This window comes from Prevotella pallens (assembly GCF_900454935.1).
GTDB lineage: Bacteria > Bacteroidota > Bacteroidia > Bacteroidales > Bacteroidaceae > Prevotella > Prevotella pallens.
In genome coordinates, this window is the sequence record NZ_UGTP01000001.1 from 549,188 (window position 1) to 570,436 (window position 21,249).

Here is a 21,249-nt window from a genome sequence, read left to right on the forward strand (position 1 = left end):
AGTTCTTTTGTACCTTATAAAAAGAATAAGTATAGAGCTTGTCAGTACAAACTTTATACCGAAATATAGTTTTTAAGAAACAACTAAATAATAAATTCTTTGATTCATGAATAACTTTTATGATAATCTCTTAATAAAAAATGTAGAAGAGCAGAACATCAATTATACGGTTATTTCAAACCTTTCTTACTACATGGAAAACCTGAGTAAACACTTCCCTTTTATTGGATCACGAATTGATTTTAGTAGCTTACATAATTATAAATTGGTAAAATCCGACCAAGGGAAAGTGTCTTTTGATGTCGTTAATTTTATTCAGAAGTTAATCGAAGAGAAGATGTTTTCTAAAGAAGATGAGATAATTTATATTGGAGATAGCTTGACGGAGGTAGGATATGAGTTCTATTTAAAAGATTTAGTAAAGGTTATCCCCTTTATAATTGATGAAATACCTCAACATCATTATTTTCTATCTAAAGATTTAAAAAAGATTATTTATATATCATTTGAAAATGAAATAGAATTTGGTGAAGTTCTTTAGAGCTTCAGATGAAGAGACTTATTCGTTACAAATTGATGACCATTTTGAAGTCTTGACCAAGAAAACACAAATTTCTCCAGGCATCAATATCACCGATTTGGAAGGCAAGATTGGCGTTAAGGTCGATGTTTTTACTGGTCTGACTTTGTTCAATCTGCAAAAATCACAATTCAAAACTAACGAAAAAACTTCGACAAACCCATTATTTGGTTCATCGAAGTTTTTTTGTTTATCGTCTTTGCAGACTATCTTTCCACCGAAAAAAAATATATTCGTTCAGTCAAATGCCCAGTTTTTCAGTAAGTTTGAACTTTATTTAGGTACGAAAAGATACTTTCTTCGGAAAGAATTTTCCAACTTATACAAAGTAATATAAAAAAGTAGCAATACCTTCCAAAGCAGGTTTGCGCTGACCTTCAATTTCAATTTGGAACTTAATGCCAGCCTTGCAGATGCCTCTTAGGTTTTCAATACTTTCCAACGCAGCTACCAAACGAATGCGTGAACCAACTACATCGACAAATAATTGTTGAAATGTAAAATTGTAGCCAAAAAATTAAATAAGCGAAACGCCGCGCATGGCGTTTCGCTTTTTTGTTGCGCCAAAAATATACATTTGAAATATCACAGTACAAAAAGAATAAAATAACAACATTTATTTGAAAAATAAGTAATATATTTGTAGTGTATAATTATGCCAGCAGAATTGGCGTATAATATAAAACCTAAAGAGAAATTAGAGAATATGTAGAACAACTTTGGGATATCATCTAAACAGAGCCATTACTAAAAATGGACCCTAACATTTTTTGCCGTATCTTGTAAAAAATATTCCTTTTGATAGTAGATACGAATACAATAAAAGACGAACTCTAAAAGATGATTGATGAAAGAAAAATTTAAACCATTAGAATTATGAACATCTGGACAGTTTTAGCAATTTACTGGGTTGTATGTTGCTTAGCAGTATATATTATTAGAAACAGGGACACATTTTATAATAAGAATAAATCAAAATTTCAGGATCATATTACAACAATCTTGATTTTCCCGCTCGCTGTTCCATTTCTGCTGTTGTATCTTATGTATAAAGGTTGGCAACAATTCTATTATCAAGACCGTCCCATACCAGTGCCTATATTTTTACGTGAAGAGAAGGGACGTGATAGCGTAATTGTTATTAATGAAGAAACAATGTCATTGGTCGAATATAATAAGCAGTATGGAACTCAATATACCTTAGACGATATATATGGTAAAGGCTATTCGGCATCTCTAAAGAAGGACAAAGACGATGTTAATACCGTAGAAAGTACAAAGTATGGAATGTTGATATTTCCAGACAACATTCCTGATACGCCCTGTACTGATGCAGTAAAATTGTTAGCAAGAACCCTTCTTACTGGCAATTTCAAAAACTTTGAAAGTCGCCTCGATACAGATGTCGAAAGCATCATCTATGGAAAAGAAACCATTTCGGGTAAGAGTGCAGTAATTGAATATTGGAAACAATGGAGAAAATATAATGTAGAATTCCGTGGAACAAATTTTGATGTTGCTTATTGTAACTACTATGCAGATGCATGTCTTTTAATACCACATCAGGCTTTTATGTTATTCGTGAAAGACAACAAGATAAAGAAAATCTTATTAGTTGGTATTGATTTACACTCCAATATTGGTTATGAGTACGAAACTACCACTTTCCGATACGATATAAATAGTATTCAGCCATGTCTTTCTGAAATGATTAAGCCTACAGATATTTCTAAACCTGTTGTTTTAGAAAACAGATTTCCGTGTTTCTCTTGTGGAACTAATTCCGAAAACTTAAAATGGTATAATGCACAATTCGCAAGGGTATTTAGTGCTTATTCTGGCTATATGTCGGTTTGTCCTCATTGTAATAAGGTAGTAGAATTTTATCCTGAAGCGCACATTCGTTACAACTATCTGCTTACTCCGATAGACCCATTCAATCTACCCAACCCAATATCTCATTATAGTCAAAAAGTAAGTTATGAACCTGAACTTTTTGGTTTGAAAAATTTTGAAGGTGGAGAACCACTCAAGGGAACAAAATATGTAGAAGGATTACCCGACAACCTGAAGAAAGCAGCCGAAAATTCAGATTGGTTTCTATTGTCTACAATGAGTTCAGAAGATTTCAATAAGGTAAGAGAATGTTATTTAAAGGCCATCGACGATGGAATTTATGAAGCAGCTAATATTCTCGGTGTATTTGCTGAGAACTATGAAGGGGATAGTGAGAAAGGAAAAATATTTTTGCAGAAAGCCATTGAGGGTGGGTCGCACTATGCAAGACTAAATTTATTCACCATTCTATGGACAGAAAAAAAGTACGAAGAGGCTGCCAACTTGCTTAACGATGCCGACAAAATGCCTTCTCCTTCTCTGAAATGTCTTTGGAATAAAGCTTATCTCCTCTTTATGGGCAACAATTTTGCACACAATCCTTACAAGGAAAAGAACAAAGCAGCAGCACAAAACATACTTAAAACGATATTAGATAAAGAAGGAGACGATTTCTATAACAGCGAAAAAGTTGTTTTCGATATGGCAAGAAAATTATTGGCATATATCGACGAAAGTAACATTTTTGCTTCCAAGGCAAAAGCGTATCGTTATCGGTTGAAATCAAAATTAAATACTATAACTGATTTTGACGCAGGAGCAATTTTCTACGACCTTGATGCACTTTCGTTAGATAATGGATGTTTTATCCAATTGAAAACTGCAAGACAATACGGAAAAGGGAGTCAATCAAAATTTTATGTTTGTAATAAAAGCTTTGAGGACGATAAAGATATTTTGAAATATATCACCGTCAGTCCAACAGAAATGGGAGCTTGGCAGGTTTATTTATTAATAACGTCTCCTACTCAATTGCCAACATGGGGGCACGCAAATTATATCGTAAGAAATTTGATAATGGATAAGAATGACCTCTACAATATTGGTGTCTTAAAATATTATGAATTGTCAGAATTAGCCCAGAAGGATATGCTCTATCCTTCAGTCGAAGTAGTAAAGAAAGGCGACTTATTAACAGCTAATATTTATTGTTGCTATTGGAAAGACTGGAAAGGTTTGATTAGAGAACATGTTGAAATCAAGATAAAAAATGGTAAGGTAACTTCTTTCCAAGAAATAGACGACTTTGTAATCTTTGCGTTTCGTGGCGAAATAAGGGGCGAACCATATATTTCTTTCATCTGAAAGAATACCCATATAAAAAATGAGTTATGTTTACAGGTATTGACTACGTTTTATATACACAGAAAAAGCAAGAGGAGTTTTTCCAAGAGATGAAGAAATCTTTTTCATTATGGGATAAACCTTATTTTGTATTGACGATGAAGACGAGACAACGGATATATACGTAGCTAAAAATAAAATGATGTTTGAACTTATAGATGAAAAGGGATCATACTTTTTATGAGTCTATTAGTTCTCCACTATTTGAAGATTGCGAATTAGATTCTGTTTATATTGGTGGTAAAATTGTTTACGGCACAACCAGTGATTATGAATTCTTGTAAGAACTTCAAGTGCTTGAGAAACAAAGTTTTCAAAACACTTGGACATGTCAGAAAATTCACTTATCTTGGTGCTGCAAACATAACAAGTAAGCAAAAAACTGACATGACAAAGGTAGCAATTTAAAACGAGAATATAACTTCTTTCGGTGGAATTTATCATATTATGGACGTTTTCTCAAAGTTGGGCTTAGAAAAACTTACCGAATCTGTATTTGGTAAACGTGGAAGTAGCAGCAAAGCATTCTGTTATGGAAGTATTTTTTGTGGTTTTTCATACTTCCCCATTGGTTTGGGTGGGGGATTTTATGATTATGCAAGAACCAAGAACCCCAGAAGCACCTCATATCGACATATAGAGCCCCAAAAAGACATCTCAACATATAAAATTTTTCAAAAGAAAAAACGCTGCGGAATTAAGGGAATAAATCAAAAAAGAGTTCGCGAACAATTTAGAAAAAGTTCGCGAACTTTTTTAAGATTGTTCGCGAACTTTTTGGTAGGGTCCTTGAATAACTTTTCAAAGAATGAAGTCAGAATGCAGAAAGACATACGCTTCAAGGGAATGTCTTAAGACAGAACAACCTATGTTTATCAGGTAGCACTGATTCAAATCCTTACTTCACATAGAAGATACGATTTTGCTTGCGTGATAAGGTCTTGCCTTCCTTTGCAGCATAACCAAGAATACAGAAGCCGATACCTTCATAATCACCTTCTACACCCCACTCTTTCAGCATCTGCTTACCAACTTCACGCTCAAAAGTTTGCTTGGCACGATTAATCCAACAACTTCCTAAACCTACTGCGTGAGCAGCATTCATAAGGTTGCCCATCATCAACGCACCATCATAGACATGATTAGGGCTACTCTTATCTGCTAATACTGCAAGAACGACAGGTGCGCCATAAAAAGGATCGCATGTTACGCCCATTATCTCAGCATTTATCACAGACAAGCGGTCGCGTACTTCCTTATTGGTAACTTCAACAATGATAGCGGTCTGCATATTCTTTCCGCTTGCAGCGTAAAGACCAGCCTCCATAACCTTATCAATCAACTCCTGTTCTGGCATACGCTCTTCATAAGCACGTATGCTACGACGTGTCAACAATACTTCTAATGCTTCCATAACATTTCTTTTTTATCCTTAATTCCGCAGCATAAAATCTTTTAAGAGATCCAAGTGACTGGGAAACAAAGTCCTCAAAACACTTGAATATGTCAGAATTTTCACCTATCTTGGTGCTGCAAACATAAAAAATAGACAAAATCTGACATGGCAAAGGTAGCAATTAAAAACGAGAAAATCATTTCTTTCGGTGGAATTTATCATATTCCTTAATTCGGCAATATTTTTTCTTGTGAGAAAATCTTATATGTTGAGATGTCTTTTGGAGGCTCTATATGTTGATATGAGGTGCTTCGGTGTTTCTTGGGTCTTTTCTAAACATAAAATCCCCATATCAATGGATAAATCCCAAAAATGTCACTTCAATATATAAAAGTACCTCACAAGGAATAATGCTGCGGAATTGAGGATAACTAAATCTTTGTAATGAGATTACCTAATGGAATATCAATTGTCTCTAAATCCTTTTCATTTCCTGACATCTTCAATCTGTTTAGAGGTGCACAAAGTTCATAGCTAATTTTCTTCAAGAAATCTTCATACTTTACTATCGTATAACATAAATTTTCATTGTATGAAAAAAGTTCTACATTATTAATTTTTATAGACATGAGATAATTCTTTGTCATTTTTATATCGCAAATTAGTTCCTCTTTTTTCTTCGTAATAATTTCAATAGGTAAGGAAACGGGCGATGGTGAAGGAATATAGTATACCTTTTCCTTAAAAGGTATTAATTGTTCCTTTATAAATTCGAATGATTTGATGAATCTTTTATTTTCTTCCAATATGAAAATCTGATTAATTAGATTAGCTTTAAATCCATTTAATCGTAATTTCCCGTCTGAATTAAAATAAATTTCATATAAAATACCATTTAGTACATGGTTGTCATCACCATCAAACCATCTTGATAGCCAATCTGATAAATTATTGAATATGCTGCATGCAGAAAATTCACCACCAATGGCTGTTTGGAGGATATTTCTACCTAACAAAAATTTAGTGCTTATATCTATATCTTTTGGTGACAAAGAATTTAACTTCTGTATTGCTGGATGTTGAATATACCAATTGTATGATTTCAAAGCAATAATAATTTCATCAATTTCTGTTCCATGGGATTCAAACGTTTTGTCTATTACACAATCTTCACGATACGGTATTTTCGGGGAATGTATCAATTGCCCAGAATTAAAACAAAAATTTCCAATCAAGGAAGTATGTTCCCAACTAGTTTGTTTGCCATTAGACAAAGTATACACAGATGTTCTTACTCTTTTAAAGAAATCTTCTATTGGGATATTTCTATCATCGATATGATTTAGAAGTGAACCTGTATAGATGCTATTTTTCCCAGCACCATAGTCCATAGCAGTTTCTCCAGGAGATGTAGAGAATGCTATTATTGTACCTTTAGGCGCATAAATAGGGGCTAAACCAAGGTTTGTTCCTCTTTCTGGTAGAGGATTATTTCTACATGCATCTAAAATTAGAATTTTTATTAAAGTTTTATCATTCTGCATATAATCCATGACCTCTTTTAATGGAATTGACGTATGTTTAACAGAAATGGAATCTGAAAAATTTGTATCTAAAGATGTTAGATAGTTTTGTCCATCTATTTGTAAGCCATGTCCTGAAAAATAGAACAACCCCACATCATATGACTTAAGATCATCTGAGAAACTCCGAACATCACGCTCAAAGTGTTCATTATTACAATTAATCGTTTTCCGCACTACAAATCCTAAAGAAAGTAATTTGGTGGAAAAATCGTTTGCATCATTGACAGCATTTATAAGTTTATTATGTTCTCCGTAATAATCAGCATTTCCAACAACTAAAGCGATTGCATTCATAAATATTAATATGATATTTGGTATTGAACCTTAATTCCGCAGCATAAAATCTTGTGAGAACTCCAAGTGTCTGAGAAACAAAGTTCTCAAAACACCTGGATATGTCAGAAATTTCACCTATCTTGGTGCTGCAAACATAACAAGTAAGCAAAAATTTGACAGGACAAAGGTAGCAATAAAAAACGAGAATATCACTTCTTTCGGTGGAATTTATCACATTATGGACATTTTTCAAAGTTGGGCTTTGAAAGACAAAGATGACAAGCAACAGACAGATATCTTCGGAAGACATACAGTTTTTTGATGTGGACTTATTCTGTGGCAAAGAAAAGGTCGAAGGATTTAATAAAGTTATTACTCAAAAGATTGGAAAGGTAAAAAACTTAGGGGATGCGAGAAACAAAGAATGATAAACACCCCTATCTTAAACGTAATTCTGGATAGATTTACAATCAAATGTAATATCCTGTTCCCCCAGTTTGGAACTTGCAGTGCTTCTGTTTTTAATTCAAATCAATTATCTTCATACAAACTTATCAAAAAATAAAGTATATGTTATTGTAATCAGCTATGAAAAAGAATTTTTGAAAAATATATCCAAGTTATTTTGATATAATAAAATTTGTATTACCTTTACAACGGCATTATTGCCAAGTTCTTTACAAAAGAAATCTAATATGAATAAAAAAACTTTTTCTGGAGGAATAACTTTTGCTCTTGTTGTTTCTCTAAGTATCGTTACCAGTGGTTGCTCATCGAATATAGATGAGCCGACATTTGACGAAACCTATGTTAAATATAATATACATTGATATGAAATACTTACGACTATTATCTTGGCTACTTTGTTGCACTGTTTTAATGTTTTCATTAGCTTCATGCGAAGAAAAAGAGCCAGATTTAACAAAGAAAGAAATGGATACTCGTTTGCTGGGTACTTGGAAGCAAATAAATTCCAATATTTCAGAAAATAAGAAACTTATATTTATGTCTAATGGAGACATTATTGGTTATGATTTCGTACCGGGAGGGAAAAAGAGAGTTTTTTATACAGAAAATAATTGCCATTTATTTGTATTTGTAAAGGGTTTGGGTATAAAATTATCTAATTGGACATACGAACATTACTATAAAATATATGGAAATAAGCTAATTTTATGGCATAGTTTGAATTCAAATAGTTCAGATTATCTTATCTATCAGAAAGAAAAATAATGGGTTGTTTTAATAAGGCTTTTCCCATTCATTTAATATTCTACCCAACCAGTTCTAAATAATAAACTGGTTGGGTTGATATACTTAAATAAAAAATATAATAAGATGTACAAAAGAAGGTATTTAGGAAGAAGAACGGAAAAAGAAATTGAACAAGATGTAATGAGGGCTATTGCCACTATTATTTCAGAAAAAGGCATTTCTTCGGTTACCATCAAGGAAGTTTCAAATCTGTCTAAAACTGATGTTATCGTTTTGGAACGTAGATTTAAGAATGATGAAGAATTAATAAAAGCATATACTTCTCAATTTGATTATTTTCTTAACGATAATATTGCTATTAATCCAAACGATTATAAAAACGCCGAAGCTTTTTTTATGAACTTAATCGAGAAATTTATAGATGCAATCTATAAAAATAAAGACATGCAATCCATTATGGTTTGGGAAATGTATGAAAATAGCAGCCTTACTCGAAAAAGTGCGAGAAAAAGAGAGGTTACCCTTAAGGAATTTTTACCGAGTTTCACCAAACAAATTAATAATGAGAGAATTTCACCACGAGCTTTATTTGCCGTACTAACAGGGGGGCTTTACTATGTACTCTTGAGAGGGAATAGGTCAACTTTTTGTGGATTAGACTTTAGTACTAAATCGGGGCGTAAACTTTTAGCAGAAACCATATTTAAAATTGTTCGGCAATTTATTAATGAATAAGTCTATTTAGTCGTCTTTTAAAAGGATTTATTTCAATGGTTTATAGGAAATGTATCTTTATAGTATAAAACTTGCCTACAAGCTCGACTGTTAAGATCAAACTATTATGCTCCTACTCAAACAACAAACGAAGATTTTCAAAAATGAGGAAGTGTTATCAGAAAATAGGTGTTATCAGAAAATTCAGTATCTTTGCATACATATAATTATAACATCGTAATCAGTTAATTCAAAGAATTTCTAGATAACAGGCATAGGATATGAAAGCAGTTATTAAATGCAAAGATAAGAAAGAGAGGACTTACACACTTTTTTAGACACTACCTAAATATCTGCAAGAATTATAGTGTAACGGTACAAGAACTTGCAGATATTTGTAGATAATTTACAGTATAAAATACTATGAATTAGCGGAATATTAGACTTTTAAGAGTGGACTATAATAGTTTTGATTTCATTTTGCTGTCACTTTTAACAATTCGTATAAATATATTATAAATCAAGCAGTTATACGTCAGTATCGAATGACATGAGTGACAGGAATTCTTATTTCTTAATAAATTGCTTTGTCATAGAAAGCAGAGAATTATTAAAACAAAGCGATAGAATACACGGAGCAACTGTAGGCGTGTGAAGTTGATTGTTCAACCATAAATGGATACCAATCGGGTAGGGCATTACAGAAGTTTGCAATTTGCTTTTTATAAGTAAACAATAACGTTTCTGTAGATGCTTTCTATTATCTAATAGATATTAACTGTCTTTCCTCGTTATTACCGAAGGTACACTATTACTCTGTAGCCGATAAATAACAACCAAACCAATAATCTAGAGCTTTCTTATTTATACCATCTTTTCCTGTCCAAAAATCAACAGGATAATGCCAGTCTGAATTATGTCTCTTTTTGGGCGCTATTGATAAATTTGTATATTGGTGAAGCAATCCCTTATGTTCTTTTGTTTCCAATATACTGCAATATCCTAAGGTTTCTAAAAGTAATTGAAGTTCAAACAAATTGGTTTCAAATTCTTTTATCTTACTAATTAGCGAGGTTATTCCTCGCTTAATAGTTGTATTATAATCTATTTCCTGTATGTATCTCAACATCTGCAAGAAAATATTAATATCGTCTTCGTTAGGCAGAACATTCTCCATAGCATTAGTACTCTTTAGATATTGATAAAATGTGTCTAATGTATAATCTGTTAAGCCTCCAATATTATTAGAATCTTGATTATTAGAATCTACAAATGCTTCTTTATAATTAGAGCATATTACACAAGGCATACGTTTTATTACAAAATGCTGGTCTTCCTCGCTCAGGCATTTAAAGTTTGGTGGTAGAGACTGAGATTGGAAATGATGAAAAGGAAAACTCTGCATAATTGCAAGAACCGGAAGTCCACTTCTCCATTCTAAGCGGTGGGTACTTAGGCTTGAAAGAAATAAATTTGTATATTTATCTTTGTCTGCCATCTGGTATTCTTTAAATATTAATTTAATCAATTCATCATGTTCCATATTATTTTTTTATTTACAATTAATGGTGTTCTTTAAAGTCATCGTAGTTTAATTCGTAAAGAAGTAGACAATTCACTATGTTTCTTTCCCTATAAATAACTATCAGCATTAGCCAATAGCTTTTTCAATTATAGTATTTTGCTTTGCTTCAGAACCATCTTTTTCTGTCCAAAAATCAATAGGATAATGCCAGTCTGAATTATGTCTCTTTTTGGGTGCTATTGATAAATTTGTATATTGGTGAAGCAAGTAGGTAGAGAATTTACCGAATATTCCCACATAAATATCCTAATTGATGTGAAGATTTGAATGCACATTAAATCAAAAAAACTTAAGTTACCACACTAAATTTCCAATTTCAGTCTAAAAGTTGCCTTATTGTCTAAAAGATCTTTTGAAGGCATTCTAAAAGCAGACAAGCAATATACCCATTCTTCATCTTGCCAAGGAAAGAATAATGCTCCACCTCCTCTTACAGTTTTAGAATCTGACACCGTATCAGAACCTATTTTAAGATTAACAGTGAAATCGTTAGAACACCACTCTCCAAAAAAAAGACCATATAGACCAAAATCATTGTGGTTTAGTTCTGTCAAAGAGAACAAATCCCAAGACATCCATTTCTCTAATTCTGATTCAGTAGGAAGAGAATTGCCAAAACAAAATAAAGAGTGCTTTCCACCTCTGCAAGCATATTCCCATTCTTCTTCATTAGGAATCTTTGAACATAAGTCTGCAGCTATACTTTCTGCTAATGAATATTCACAGAAGAACGGACTATAAGCCTCCCCATCTATTGCGATGGATTTACCAAAATTATTATTATAGTTGAGTATATGACTGTTTAAAACTGGTGTAATACTAAGTAAAAATGGACTAAGCTTTACTTTATGCACAGGTTGCATTTCTTCAATCGAAATATTTGGAGTTTCTGTCAATTTCAAAATCTGTGCATATTCTTCCTCAGAGAACCCCATATTATATTCTCCTCCTGGAATATAAACAAACTCAATACCAGTATCTATATCCTTAAAATATGGCAAATTTGCATTCTGATAAGGGGCTGACACGTAAGAAAGTTTATTTCCAAACTTATCTTCTATATATTTTATTACTTCCCATTGATTTTCAAACATAATATTCAGCTTTTAGAAATCTATTCTGCTAACGATATACTTATTTTTTACAAAGATAAATATTTGTCTTTAATTATTTGATTGTTTTCTGAAATTATATACAAGTAATAATATCTTACGGTGGAACATAGAATCTAAACTTTTAATTATATAAAAAACATAATTACAAGATAAATTTTTGTAATTATAAAAACAGAAAATTATAATTATAAAATTTATTTTTTTTATTTGAATTCGGTATAAGGAAATATAGTTTTAAAAGTTGTTTGTAAGAGTTATATGTTTTTCGTGCTTTTATAGTTTAAAATCAATTAATTAGAGGAGCCTAATTTCTCCTATGAGTATTACAAATTTAATATACATGTTCTGTATTTTAGATGATTCTTTTGCAATTATTTTGTTCCTCAACTCAAAAAATACCAAATCAATTTATCGTTACAAGGCGCAACCTATACACATAGAATACTAAGAACTGCAAGATGTTCTATTAAGGTTCATCTTATAGTCTCCGTTTTATTGTTCGAAAACAATATTAGTTTATCCAAAAATATTATTATAAGATTATTAAATAAGTTTTGGATTGTCGTTTATTTCATCAAGCGCAATCCCTTCTGGAACAAACATAGCTCTATTATGAATCATAAAATTGCCGTTTTTACCATTATAGTTTGCAACGGCATCTGGTAACGCAATCAATTTACTTTGTGCCTTCATCGCAATTTTTCTTGTTCCGTCAGGTAAAGTATAGTACCAATATACTTTCTGTCCTAATTTTTTAAGAATATTATACACCCTATTCTTCCATACTTTTTCTTCAATATCATTTACATCATACGAATCTGCGATTCTCCCATGCTGTAAACAGTCTTCTACATTTACATCTGGTAAGGAACGTAGAAATTGCATTTGAGCACGACCTAATTGATAAAAGTGATAGTATCCGTTGCGTATCTTATAGCACTTACTTAGTTCATCTTTACTAATCAGATTAAAGTTGACAATTGAAACAAATTCGCTTTTCAAATTAGCAACATTTTTTGCTAAACGTTTCTCTATATCCCCTTCGAACGAGGGTTTAACATCTAAAAAAAATATATTAGAATTAAACGTCCTCAAAGCCTCGCAGAATAATAATTCATCTTTAGAGGTCATAAACAACTGACAATCTCTTGTTTTTTCCATTTTATAAGTATACTATTTTATTTTCTTTCCAATATACATTTTTTGTTATTTATAAAATTATAAGACATCAACTACAAATAACTTTATTCTTTTCTAAGAAAGAATTTGCAGTATCCAAATAGTTTGTCCGTAGAGTAAACCAGCAGGTGCAAAATTATGATATTTTTTTGTAGAACTCGTATTTTGGGGTTTGAAAATTTAGTTTTTGTCTCGGTCTTCTATTTATTTTCTTCTGTATCATTGCAATCTTTTTCTGTGAAATTATCGAGATTAGCCAGCTTTGGTATGTATTGCCTGATTAACTTCTATGCATTTTCAATAGTTCCTTTCTGTTATGAGGCATATCTGCCGGCAAAAAAACAATAGCTCCGAAACATTCGAGTACCATAAATAAGAAAAAGAGTGGAACCTTTTCAGACTCCACTCTCTTTACTCAATAATTGTAACCTGTTTTAGTATCATTTCTCAACAAAAGTTGAATAGATACCAGCAGATATTAGAATTATATTCTAATTATAGTCTATTAGTTTTGTGCGTTTACCATTACTTTTCGTACGCTACCATCGCTCATTTTAATGATATTCAAGCCACGAACTTTATGTTGTAATCTAACGCCATTGGTATTATAAATACCAACTTCAACTACATTTGTAGCATTTTGTTGAGCATTTGTAACGTTTGTTGGTGTTAAATCGCCTACAATAGAATCGAAAATTCCAGAGCCAAAAACACTATCGTCTTCGTATTTTTGCTTTGCGTTGCCCATAACATGAAGTGTAACGCTATTATCGAATGTAGAAAAAGCATCAGCATCACACTCTGGAACTTCTGTAGCATAAATAGAAATATCGGTGAGTGAAGAGTTATAAACAGCAAAAATTTCCTTGCCAATATACTTTAATGTGCTTGGTAAAACTACACTTTCTAACGACGCACATGCACCAAAAGTAGAATTTTCCAATCGTGTTATACCTTCTGGGATAGTAATTTTAGTAAGGTCGGTATAATAAAAACAGCTACTACCAATACTTTTCAGCGTATAAGGTAGGTCTATACTTGTTATTCCACTAAAGAGGAAAGCGTTATTTCCAATGCTTTCTACACCTGCAGGCACAACAACTTTAGTTAAATTATACTCTTTTTTCTCCTTAGATGTCATTCCTTCATGTGCATTTTGTCCACCGGTTTGAGCAAAAGCACCATCAGCAATTTGCTTTACTGTAGAAGGAACTGTATAAGTTTTTCCATTTTTTGAAGCTGGATATGTGTAAAGAACAGACTGATTGTTATTAAACAAAACACCATCAACTGCAGAGAATGTAGTATTTTCGGCAGACACATCAATATGGTTTAAGGCATAAGTTTCGCTAAAAACTTCGCTACCAATTTGTTTTAGCGAAGCAGGAATACTAACAGAAGTAACTTTTTTTAGTGGAGAAAAAGCACCATCTCCGATACATTCTATTCCGTTAGGTATTTCAACTGCACCTTCTGCCATATTAAAACATTGCAGCACTTTATGTTCTTTTACATTGCAAAGCAAGTTATTTTCTACTTTAAAGTTTTCATTGTTGGCATCAACTTTTACGTCTGTATAGTCTTTATTGCCTCCAAAAGCTGCATCTCCAATATTTTTTACCGAAGCAGGAATAGAAAGAGATTTGCTATGTGTTCCATAAAAAGCATACTTTCCTATTGTTTCTAACCCATTGTTAAGCACCACAGCACGTAAATTACAGTTTTTAAAAGCATTGTCGTTTATGGTTTTCAAGGTTTCTGGAAAGTAAATATACATAAAATACGTAAGATCTTGGAAGCAACCTTCAGGAATACTCTCGAACTTTGCTTCGTGAAGATTGGCAGAATGAAGGTCGCGTAACGTACCACCTTTTGCTAATTTAGCCAGAAAACGAAGGTCTTTATCGTTCATTGGACCAATAACTTTTATGCCTTGTACATCTACATCTTCGAAGACGTCCATAACTTGTGCCTCTAAAGTTCCAGCTTTTGTTAGTTCTATTACTCGCTGATTAAAGTAAGCATCTTCTTTAATTTTGTAATCGTCTTGTGCAAAAACAGTCATCACACTGCACAAAATAACGAATGTTGTTAGTAAAATTTTCTTCATAATCTATTATTTTTAAAATTGATTGTCTAAAAAAACAACTGTTATCAGAGAGTTACCCCCATAGACAGTTCTATATTATTCCAATTCTGGTTGTTATTATACCATCGGTGTCCAGTTTGTAATTGCACAAAAACAGACGAAAGCACCTTAATTAGTCGAATATCGTAGCGCAATTGTATCTCCAAATCCCAATAATTTGCTTGCTGCATAGCTGCATTATTACGGAACATTTCTACAGGTTTATCAAAAACTTCTGGTTCGTTGAATACAAAATGATGATGTGTAGCCTTACCAAAATGCGACGAAACACTTGCAGCCAACAAACTTTTAGAGAACATTTGCGAAAATTTCAGCTGTAAAGAAGGCACAATAAATGCTGTTTTCAGTTGTCTTACAGGCATTAAATATTGTGTATTTTGTACATCGTAAGCCACGTTTGGTTGTAAAACAAACCATGTTGCAGGCGAAAATTGATGCAAAGTTGCAAATGATAATTGTACAATTTGCTGCTGAAAAAGAAAAGGTTTAGAGCTTGCTATCTGCTTATAATTGGTTAATCCACTATCATAAAAGCGTTCTTGTCCTTCTCGTTTTACTATTTCAGCATTAAGCATTAACTTATAAGTCCATAGTTTTTGCTGTTTAATCCACGAAATATCTCCTCGCCACTTTGTTTGAAATATATCGCAAATAGGAATATCTCGTTCCGAAGCAAGGCGTTTTTGTATATTTTCGTGCGACATATCGGCAGAAGCCTGCAATCCGTTCCCACTTTTTGTGTGCGTAGAAATTCCAATTAGATAATTGTTTCCTTCATACTTTACAGCATTTTGTAACCCTTTAAAGCGAAAATATTGCATACCAAGTCCTGTAAGATGATAAAGTACACGATTACCTTGAGGATTCATAAAAATAACATTACTTTGCTGCGTATATCTTCCAGCATCTACATACATTGCAACAACTCTCTGTGGCAAAACATCGTATCCCAATCCTAAACGTAATTGAACATCGAGCGAAGTATTCTTTGGACGTGGGTCGCGGTTACGATATTCTATTGTAGATTGATAGCTTAACTCTGCACCCAATGTAAGTTTATTTTGTTTATGTGCATATCCTCCTCTAAAACGATAGTATTCACGTAGCATAGATACGGTGGTAGTATCGGCAGTTACGTATGGAAACACACGTTTATAATCGCTATTTAAGTTCCATGATACCCCCAATCGTTTGCCATTTTCATAGTACGCTTCGCCCCAAGCAATTGAGTTTTTACCAACTTTTATGTGCGATTGTGCTTTAAAAAACATCTGTTCTACGCCTGTTCCCAATTGTGCATCAATTGGAAGAGATGCTTCGCTATGTTGATAGCCAGTTTGTACTTGTGAAAAATTAGAATTATACTCGTTCAAAGTAGATATAACATTAAACGGAGTTAAGCGTTTGAAATACTGCAAATATATTTCTGTTTCTCTCACAGAATTTAGCGACTCCGAAATAGAAGTGGCAGAAATATTATTCTGCGCACTTCCAAAAATTGGCAGACAACTAACGCCTGCAATAATAATGCTATTATATAGCTTACTTAAAAACATACCACGGATCTGCCTTTACCGTTTCAAAATCGCGTTGTGAATCGTTCGTATCAATTAGTTTATGTGCTTTCGAGTCATATTTTCTTCGTACTGCTTTACCATAACGTTGCTTATCGTGGTCTACTTTTGAGAACCATGCATAGCCATTATCTAATGTAGAACTTATAACATTCCACTTCTTTTGGTCTTTTATTGCTAATACTACAGCATCGGTTATCCATGTATTTGGTACTTTTACTGCGTGGAATTTCATATCTTTAACTGTTGTTCCATACGTAAACTTATACGAATAATCGTACTGATAAGATTCGTCGGTTGTAAAAGTTTGATTGTCTACACCTAAAAAACCTATTATATATGAATAGAAACCTCGATCGTGTGGACCCCATATTGTACGAGAATAAGTATATAGACGTTCCATATTTGGAACGTCTGGATTATCTATATCGGTAACTTTTGGATTGGTAGACTCATCGTACCATTCAAAATTAGCTTTTGAAAGATCGAAAGAATTAGGATTACGTTCGGGAGTTTTATGATTAATTGCATTATCACAAATAATGAGAGAAGCACCTGGTTGAACAGGATATTTATGATCTTTACCATGCATACCTGGTACTTTAGTTAAATATTGTACAGGTGTCTCTTTATCTAAAATATATGGTTTATAATCTTGATGAATCATTTGTTGAAATGCACTTTCACCAATAAACAATCCATCGGCATAGAGTACTTCGTCTGAATTATTGGTTATTCTGAAGTATTGATCTCCCGTATAAGGATCTCCACTATCACGTATAGTGCGAGCTGCAAATATTTCTGCAATTACAAAACCATTGCCCATATTAGGGAAAAACATATCAATTCCTACAACGGGAAGTTCTGTTCCGCCACCTTGCACTAATGTTTGATTCATAAGATTTCCACGAACAATGCTTCGAGTTTTTAGTTTGTTACTATAACAAGCTTTTGCTTCAAGGTCTATATTGTATAAACCTTCTGCCACTCTAATAGTATCTAAAGCTATTGTTTGTGCTGCTTCGGTACCATTATTGGGTACTTTTATTGCTGAAACTACAAACAGTGTGTCTCTACCTGTTGATACATTGTGTAATTTTACTGTAATGTTCGAAAGCGAATCTACATCGTTAAACGATGAAGGTAAATTAGCATTCAACGCTATTCGAGCATATTTAATGGCTGATTTTCCTCCATTTGGAACATCGTCATTGACACAACTACCAAAAAGAAGCAATGTTAAAGCGACTGTAAAAAATAATTTAATTGATGTCTTCATTTTTTTTGTTTCTTATTAATTGTTTTCTATATCTTTAATCCTACTTCCATACCAAAATAGGGAGAGAATGTGCGCCTAACAATAAAGCCATTCACGCTATAATCGGGAGCAATATAAAACACTCTATCAGCAAAAAATGAAAGAGATAGATGTTTTCCAAATTGCTTTGTGGCTTTAAAATTTAAAAGCATATAACTTCGTTCCCTACTACTCATATCTTGTCCAGCTGTACCACTCAATACAAGCCACCGTAAATAAGAATTATTTTTATCGGCTTCGGTATATGGATGCACTGTTCCCGTAATATCCATATATCCCATAGGAACACTTGATGTAGCTGGACGTTTAGTGCTGCTCATCCAAAAGCATTCGGCAGTTGCCGATAAAATTAAACCTAGCTTATCTACATAAGAATCGAAAATAAAGTTGGAAGTAAATATTTGTTTATCATATTTGTCGGTGTTCATATAATATCCAGCATACTTGTCGGCAATAGCAATTCCACCAACAACTACATTTGGAGCTGAACTAAATAAAGGTATACTATTCTCGTAAATAGTTCGGAACCACGCGCCGTTTATTGTTATTCGGGTTTGAATTAGGGGAATTCGTGGAGAGGAATATTGAAACTCTATACCTTGTTTCTTTATTCGCGACCCATTTTCTGTTATTCCATAACCATCTAATATAGTATCGGTTACTACAGGTAATGTACTTAGAGAGGGTGGACCTGTTAATGTAGATGGATTAATACCTGAAGTATCGTATTTTTTATAAACAAATGGACGCATTCGTGCTGTGCTTCGGAAACCATCTTTCATATCTTCCTGGAAATAGGTTATACTGAAATGATGTGCACCTTTATCTAAGCCCAAACGTATTTCCCATTTTTTATTACGTGCTGGTTGAAGATTAGGATTTACCGGACTAAGTTTGTAGGTACGTATATGAATGCGTTTATATTCTGAACGAGCATCCCAATAGTTCATTTCTGTAATATCTTTATATACATAATCGGGATACAAATCGAGTATTGTTGGCATCTTTGTCATCATACCAAATCCACCAGAAACAAAGAATTTAAAGCCAGAAACTTGTGGAAAATCCCATTGAACATTAATGCGTGTGTCGGCAAACAACTTTCTATGTATAGCATAATTTGCTGGAATATTGAGCATTTGTGTTGTGCGCAATCCCGCCATTGCTGTTAGTTGATGTTTTCCTAATGGTAATGTAGCATTATCTTCCACATAAAACGAAAGAATATTTGTTGCTGGAATTTCTTTATATGAACGTGGTCTACGAGCTGTTGAAGCATGTAGCGGACGTGTAATATCAAATATCTGTCCACGACCATAGTTTTTGTTCAACATAAATTCACCTCCAGCTGTAATACGATGATTTATAAGTGCTGTTTGTGCTGTCCATTCGGTTTCGCCCCTAAAAGTAGTATAAAATGGAATTCCTTCTACTCTATAGTTGCTTATATATTGAAAAGGAAGAAATAACCCATCGTATTCTCCACTTTCATAAGCTAATGGAACTACATAATCGCGCTGCAAAGCAACAGCTTCTGTCTGATGTATTTTGTCGAAAGCTACACTCGCTGTATAAGCAAAAGAGGCTCTTTGCAAGCCAAGTGGCAACAGTCTTCTATATACAATTCTATTATTCATACCTATTTTTAGGTACGATGAACGGTAACGGTCTTCTTTATGTATCTGTATTTCGGGGTCGGTTTTTACATTGTCTACATTTAAAGCATAGTCTGTTGCTCCATTCCATTCTAATATGTTGTGTTCTCCTAATTTCCATTTTCGTTGTATACGGGCAGAGATAGTTAGTCGCTTATAAGTTTCAAATTGGTTTCGTGGCTCTTTTTTGGCATCTAACAAGCCTCCATCTACATTTAAATTCCATTTTTCTGCCAACAAAAAGCCTTTACCTGCTGATATTAATTTACCATATTCATCGGCTTTCAACCGAATTTGCAGAGGTGTTTGACTACGCTTTCGTGTAATATTTATTAGTCCACTTGTTAATTCTCCATACTTAACCGATGGAATACCACGTACCACTTCAACTCGTTCTATATTGTCGGTAGGTATTTCGCGCATATCAACGCCATAACTTATATGATTTCTACTATTATCGGCATCTCCTTGAAAAGCTCCTGCTATATATTGCATATTAGCATCTGTACCTATGGGTTGTCCATCTACAATAAATTTGGTTCCTAATGAAGAAGTTGCATATTGTGAGCTTGGCGAACCTGCTTCACGCAATGTAATTACATTAGCACTGCCTAAAGATGGTATTTTTGTCATTCCTCCAGGCAACAATGCTAATAAATCGGTAAATGAAGATGGCTGTAAATGCTCCATTGCTGTTTGTCCAATAATGGTTGTACTTGTTATTCCTTTCTTTTCCGAAGCTGTAACCACCACTTCTTTCATTGCACTATTGCCTGTATACATACGTATATATAAAGGTTTTACAAGAGGAACTTGTATAATAGTATCTACTTCCTGAAAACCTATGGCAGAAATGCGAAAACGCGCACTACCCTTTAAGGAACATTGAACACTAAAATTGCCTGAATCGCCTGAAACAGTTCCCCCCACTAATTTATTTTGCTGAAACAAACGTACAGTGGCACCCACTACTGCTGTTGCATCATCGCCATTTGTAATAGAACCACGCAAAATATATGCAGACATTTTTGGGGTTTGCTGTGCCTTTATAGACATTGCTGTAAGCAGAAGCAGGCCTATAATATATAAAAATTTAGTCATCCTCTTTTATTTGCGAGGCAAAAGTAATAAGAATATACATTTTCCGCAATACCTAAAAATAATGATTTAGTATAGTTGTTATAAATATACCATCAATTTATAACTATCGTATCTATAAAAGAACTTTATGCCATAACTTTTTACTACGAATGTTATATGACGAGCTATAAACTCTATAACTATTAAAACTTGCTTGAATTAGTTATGGTCTACCTTCTTATGGCAAAATTTGGAAATAAAAAGAAGGTGTTGCCATTAAAACTAAATTGGTCATTAAACACAATATGTATAGTTCTTATTACTATGGTATTGTTTCCTAACATCTTTTATTTTCTTATCAACATCTTGTTTGTCTCTGTAACTTGATGTAGTCCGCTACGCCTGTGTAGTAAAGACAGACTATCTACTTGATAATAAAACAAAATATATTTAAGCTTTAACGACTGATTTGGATAAAAAACAATTGCCCTAATTTTTTATTATAAAATTTTATTTTTTAATTAGAAATTCGGAATTTTATTATTAAAAAAATCTTTTTTATAATTAAGTTTTTTTGGTAGCTTCCA

14 protein-coding genes and 2 pseudogenes are annotated in these 21,249 nt (G+C 33.1%); 5 read left to right on the forward strand and 11 right to left on the reverse strand.

Translation table 11 applies throughout. From position 1 onward, the window contains the following. The first annotated feature begins 106 nt into the window (after positions 1-106). The gene (locus DX009_RS02405; RefSeq protein WP_115082884.1) at positions 107-541 is read left to right on the forward strand and encodes a hypothetical protein; all 435 of its coding nucleotides are present in this window, start codon (positions 107-109) and stop codon (positions 539-541) included. Between the two features lie 358 nt (positions 542-899). Here the strand turns inward: DX009_RS02405 and DX009_RS02415 are convergent. Further along, a pseudogene (locus DX009_RS02415) lies at positions 900-1,055 on the reverse strand (MaoC family dehydratase); the annotation flags it as partial. A gap of 569 nt (positions 1,056-1,624) precedes the next feature. On the opposite strand from DX009_RS02415, the gene DX009_RS02420 reads away from it, so the two are divergent. Then, entirely contained in the window at positions 1,625-3,781 is a 2,157-nt protein-coding gene (locus DX009_RS02420; protein ID WP_115082886.1) for an SEL1-like repeat protein, read from the forward strand. Between the two features lie 937 nt (positions 3,782-4,718). Here DX009_RS02420 and DX009_RS02440 read toward each other — a convergent pair. After that, entirely contained in the window at positions 4,719-5,234 is a 516-nt protein-coding gene (locus tag DX009_RS02440; protein ID WP_115082888.1) for a nitroreductase, read from the reverse strand. A gap of 413 nt (positions 5,235-5,647) precedes the next feature. Next, positions 5,648-7,096 carry a caspase family protein gene (locus DX009_RS02450; RefSeq protein ID WP_115082889.1) on the reverse strand — a complete coding sequence of 483 codons (1,449 nt, stop codon included), beginning with the start codon at positions 7,094-7,096 and terminating at the stop codon, positions 5,648-5,650. Positions 7,097-7,353: 257 nt separating this feature from the next. Here DX009_RS02450 and DX009_RS13260 point away from each other — a divergent pair, with 257 nt between their 5' ends. The 3 genes from DX009_RS13260 to DX009_RS02465 all read left to right on the forward strand — a co-directional run bounded on the left by DX009_RS13260 (position 7,354) and on the right by DX009_RS02465 (position 9,028). Beyond that, a complete protein-coding gene (locus tag DX009_RS13260; RefSeq protein ID WP_181792305.1) occupies positions 7,354-7,506 on the forward strand; it encodes a hypothetical protein in 153 nt (50 codons plus the stop codon). A gap of 403 nt (positions 7,507-7,909) precedes the next feature. Next, complete coding sequence (locus DX009_RS02460; protein WP_112316923.1) at positions 7,910-8,311, forward strand: hypothetical protein; 402 nt, start codon at positions 7,910-7,912, stop codon at positions 8,309-8,311. Between the two features lie 105 nt (positions 8,312-8,416). Further along, positions 8,417-9,028 (forward strand): phosphoglycerate kinase, encoded by a 612-nt coding sequence (locus DX009_RS02465; protein ID WP_115082891.1) that lies wholly within the window; start codon positions 8,417-8,419, stop codon positions 9,026-9,028. 790 nt (positions 9,029-9,818) lie between these two features. Here the strand turns inward: DX009_RS02465 and DX009_RS02470 are convergent. The 8 genes and pseudogenes from DX009_RS02470 to DX009_RS02505 form a co-directional block, all read right to left on the reverse strand. Then, positions 9,819-10,550 carry a hypothetical protein gene (locus tag DX009_RS02470; protein WP_115082892.1) on the reverse strand — a complete coding sequence of 244 codons (732 nt, stop codon included), beginning with the start codon at positions 10,548-10,550 and terminating at the stop codon, positions 9,819-9,821. A gap of 344 nt (positions 10,551-10,894) precedes the next feature. Beyond that, positions 10,895-11,686, reverse strand: coding sequence for a formylglycine-generating enzyme family protein (locus DX009_RS02475; protein ID WP_115082893.1), 792 nt, complete (start codon positions 11,684-11,686; stop codon positions 10,895-10,897). 564 nt (positions 11,687-12,250) lie between these two features. Next, positions 12,251-12,868, reverse strand: a complete 618-nt coding sequence (locus tag DX009_RS02480; RefSeq protein ID WP_115082894.1) for a hypothetical protein — start codon at positions 12,866-12,868, stop codon at positions 12,251-12,253. A gap of 154 nt (positions 12,869-13,022) precedes the next feature. Then, positions 13,023-13,200: pseudogene (locus tag DX009_RS13475) on the reverse strand (IS30 family transposase); the annotation flags it as partial. Positions 13,201-13,391: 191 nt separating this feature from the next. Further along, complete coding sequence (locus DX009_RS02490; protein WP_115082895.1) at positions 13,392-14,996, reverse strand: leucine-rich repeat domain-containing protein; 1,605 nt, start codon at positions 14,994-14,996, stop codon at positions 13,392-13,394. Between the two features lie 44 nt (positions 14,997-15,040). Further along, entirely contained in the window at positions 15,041-16,591 is a 1,551-nt protein-coding gene (locus DX009_RS02495; protein ID WP_245944566.1) for a DUF6850 family outer membrane beta-barrel protein, read from the reverse strand. Then, a complete protein-coding gene (locus DX009_RS02500; RefSeq protein ID WP_115082896.1) occupies positions 16,578-17,888 on the reverse strand; it encodes a DUF4876 domain-containing protein in 1,311 nt (436 codons plus the stop codon). The genes DX009_RS02495 and DX009_RS02500 overlap by 14 nt, the downstream gene beginning before the upstream one ends. A gap of 26 nt (positions 17,889-17,914) precedes the next feature. After that, positions 17,915-20,683, reverse strand: a complete 2,769-nt coding sequence (locus tag DX009_RS02505) for a TonB-dependent receptor (RefSeq protein WP_115082897.1) — start codon at positions 20,681-20,683, stop codon at positions 17,915-17,917. Between the last annotated feature and the right edge of the window lie 566 nt (positions 20,684-21,249).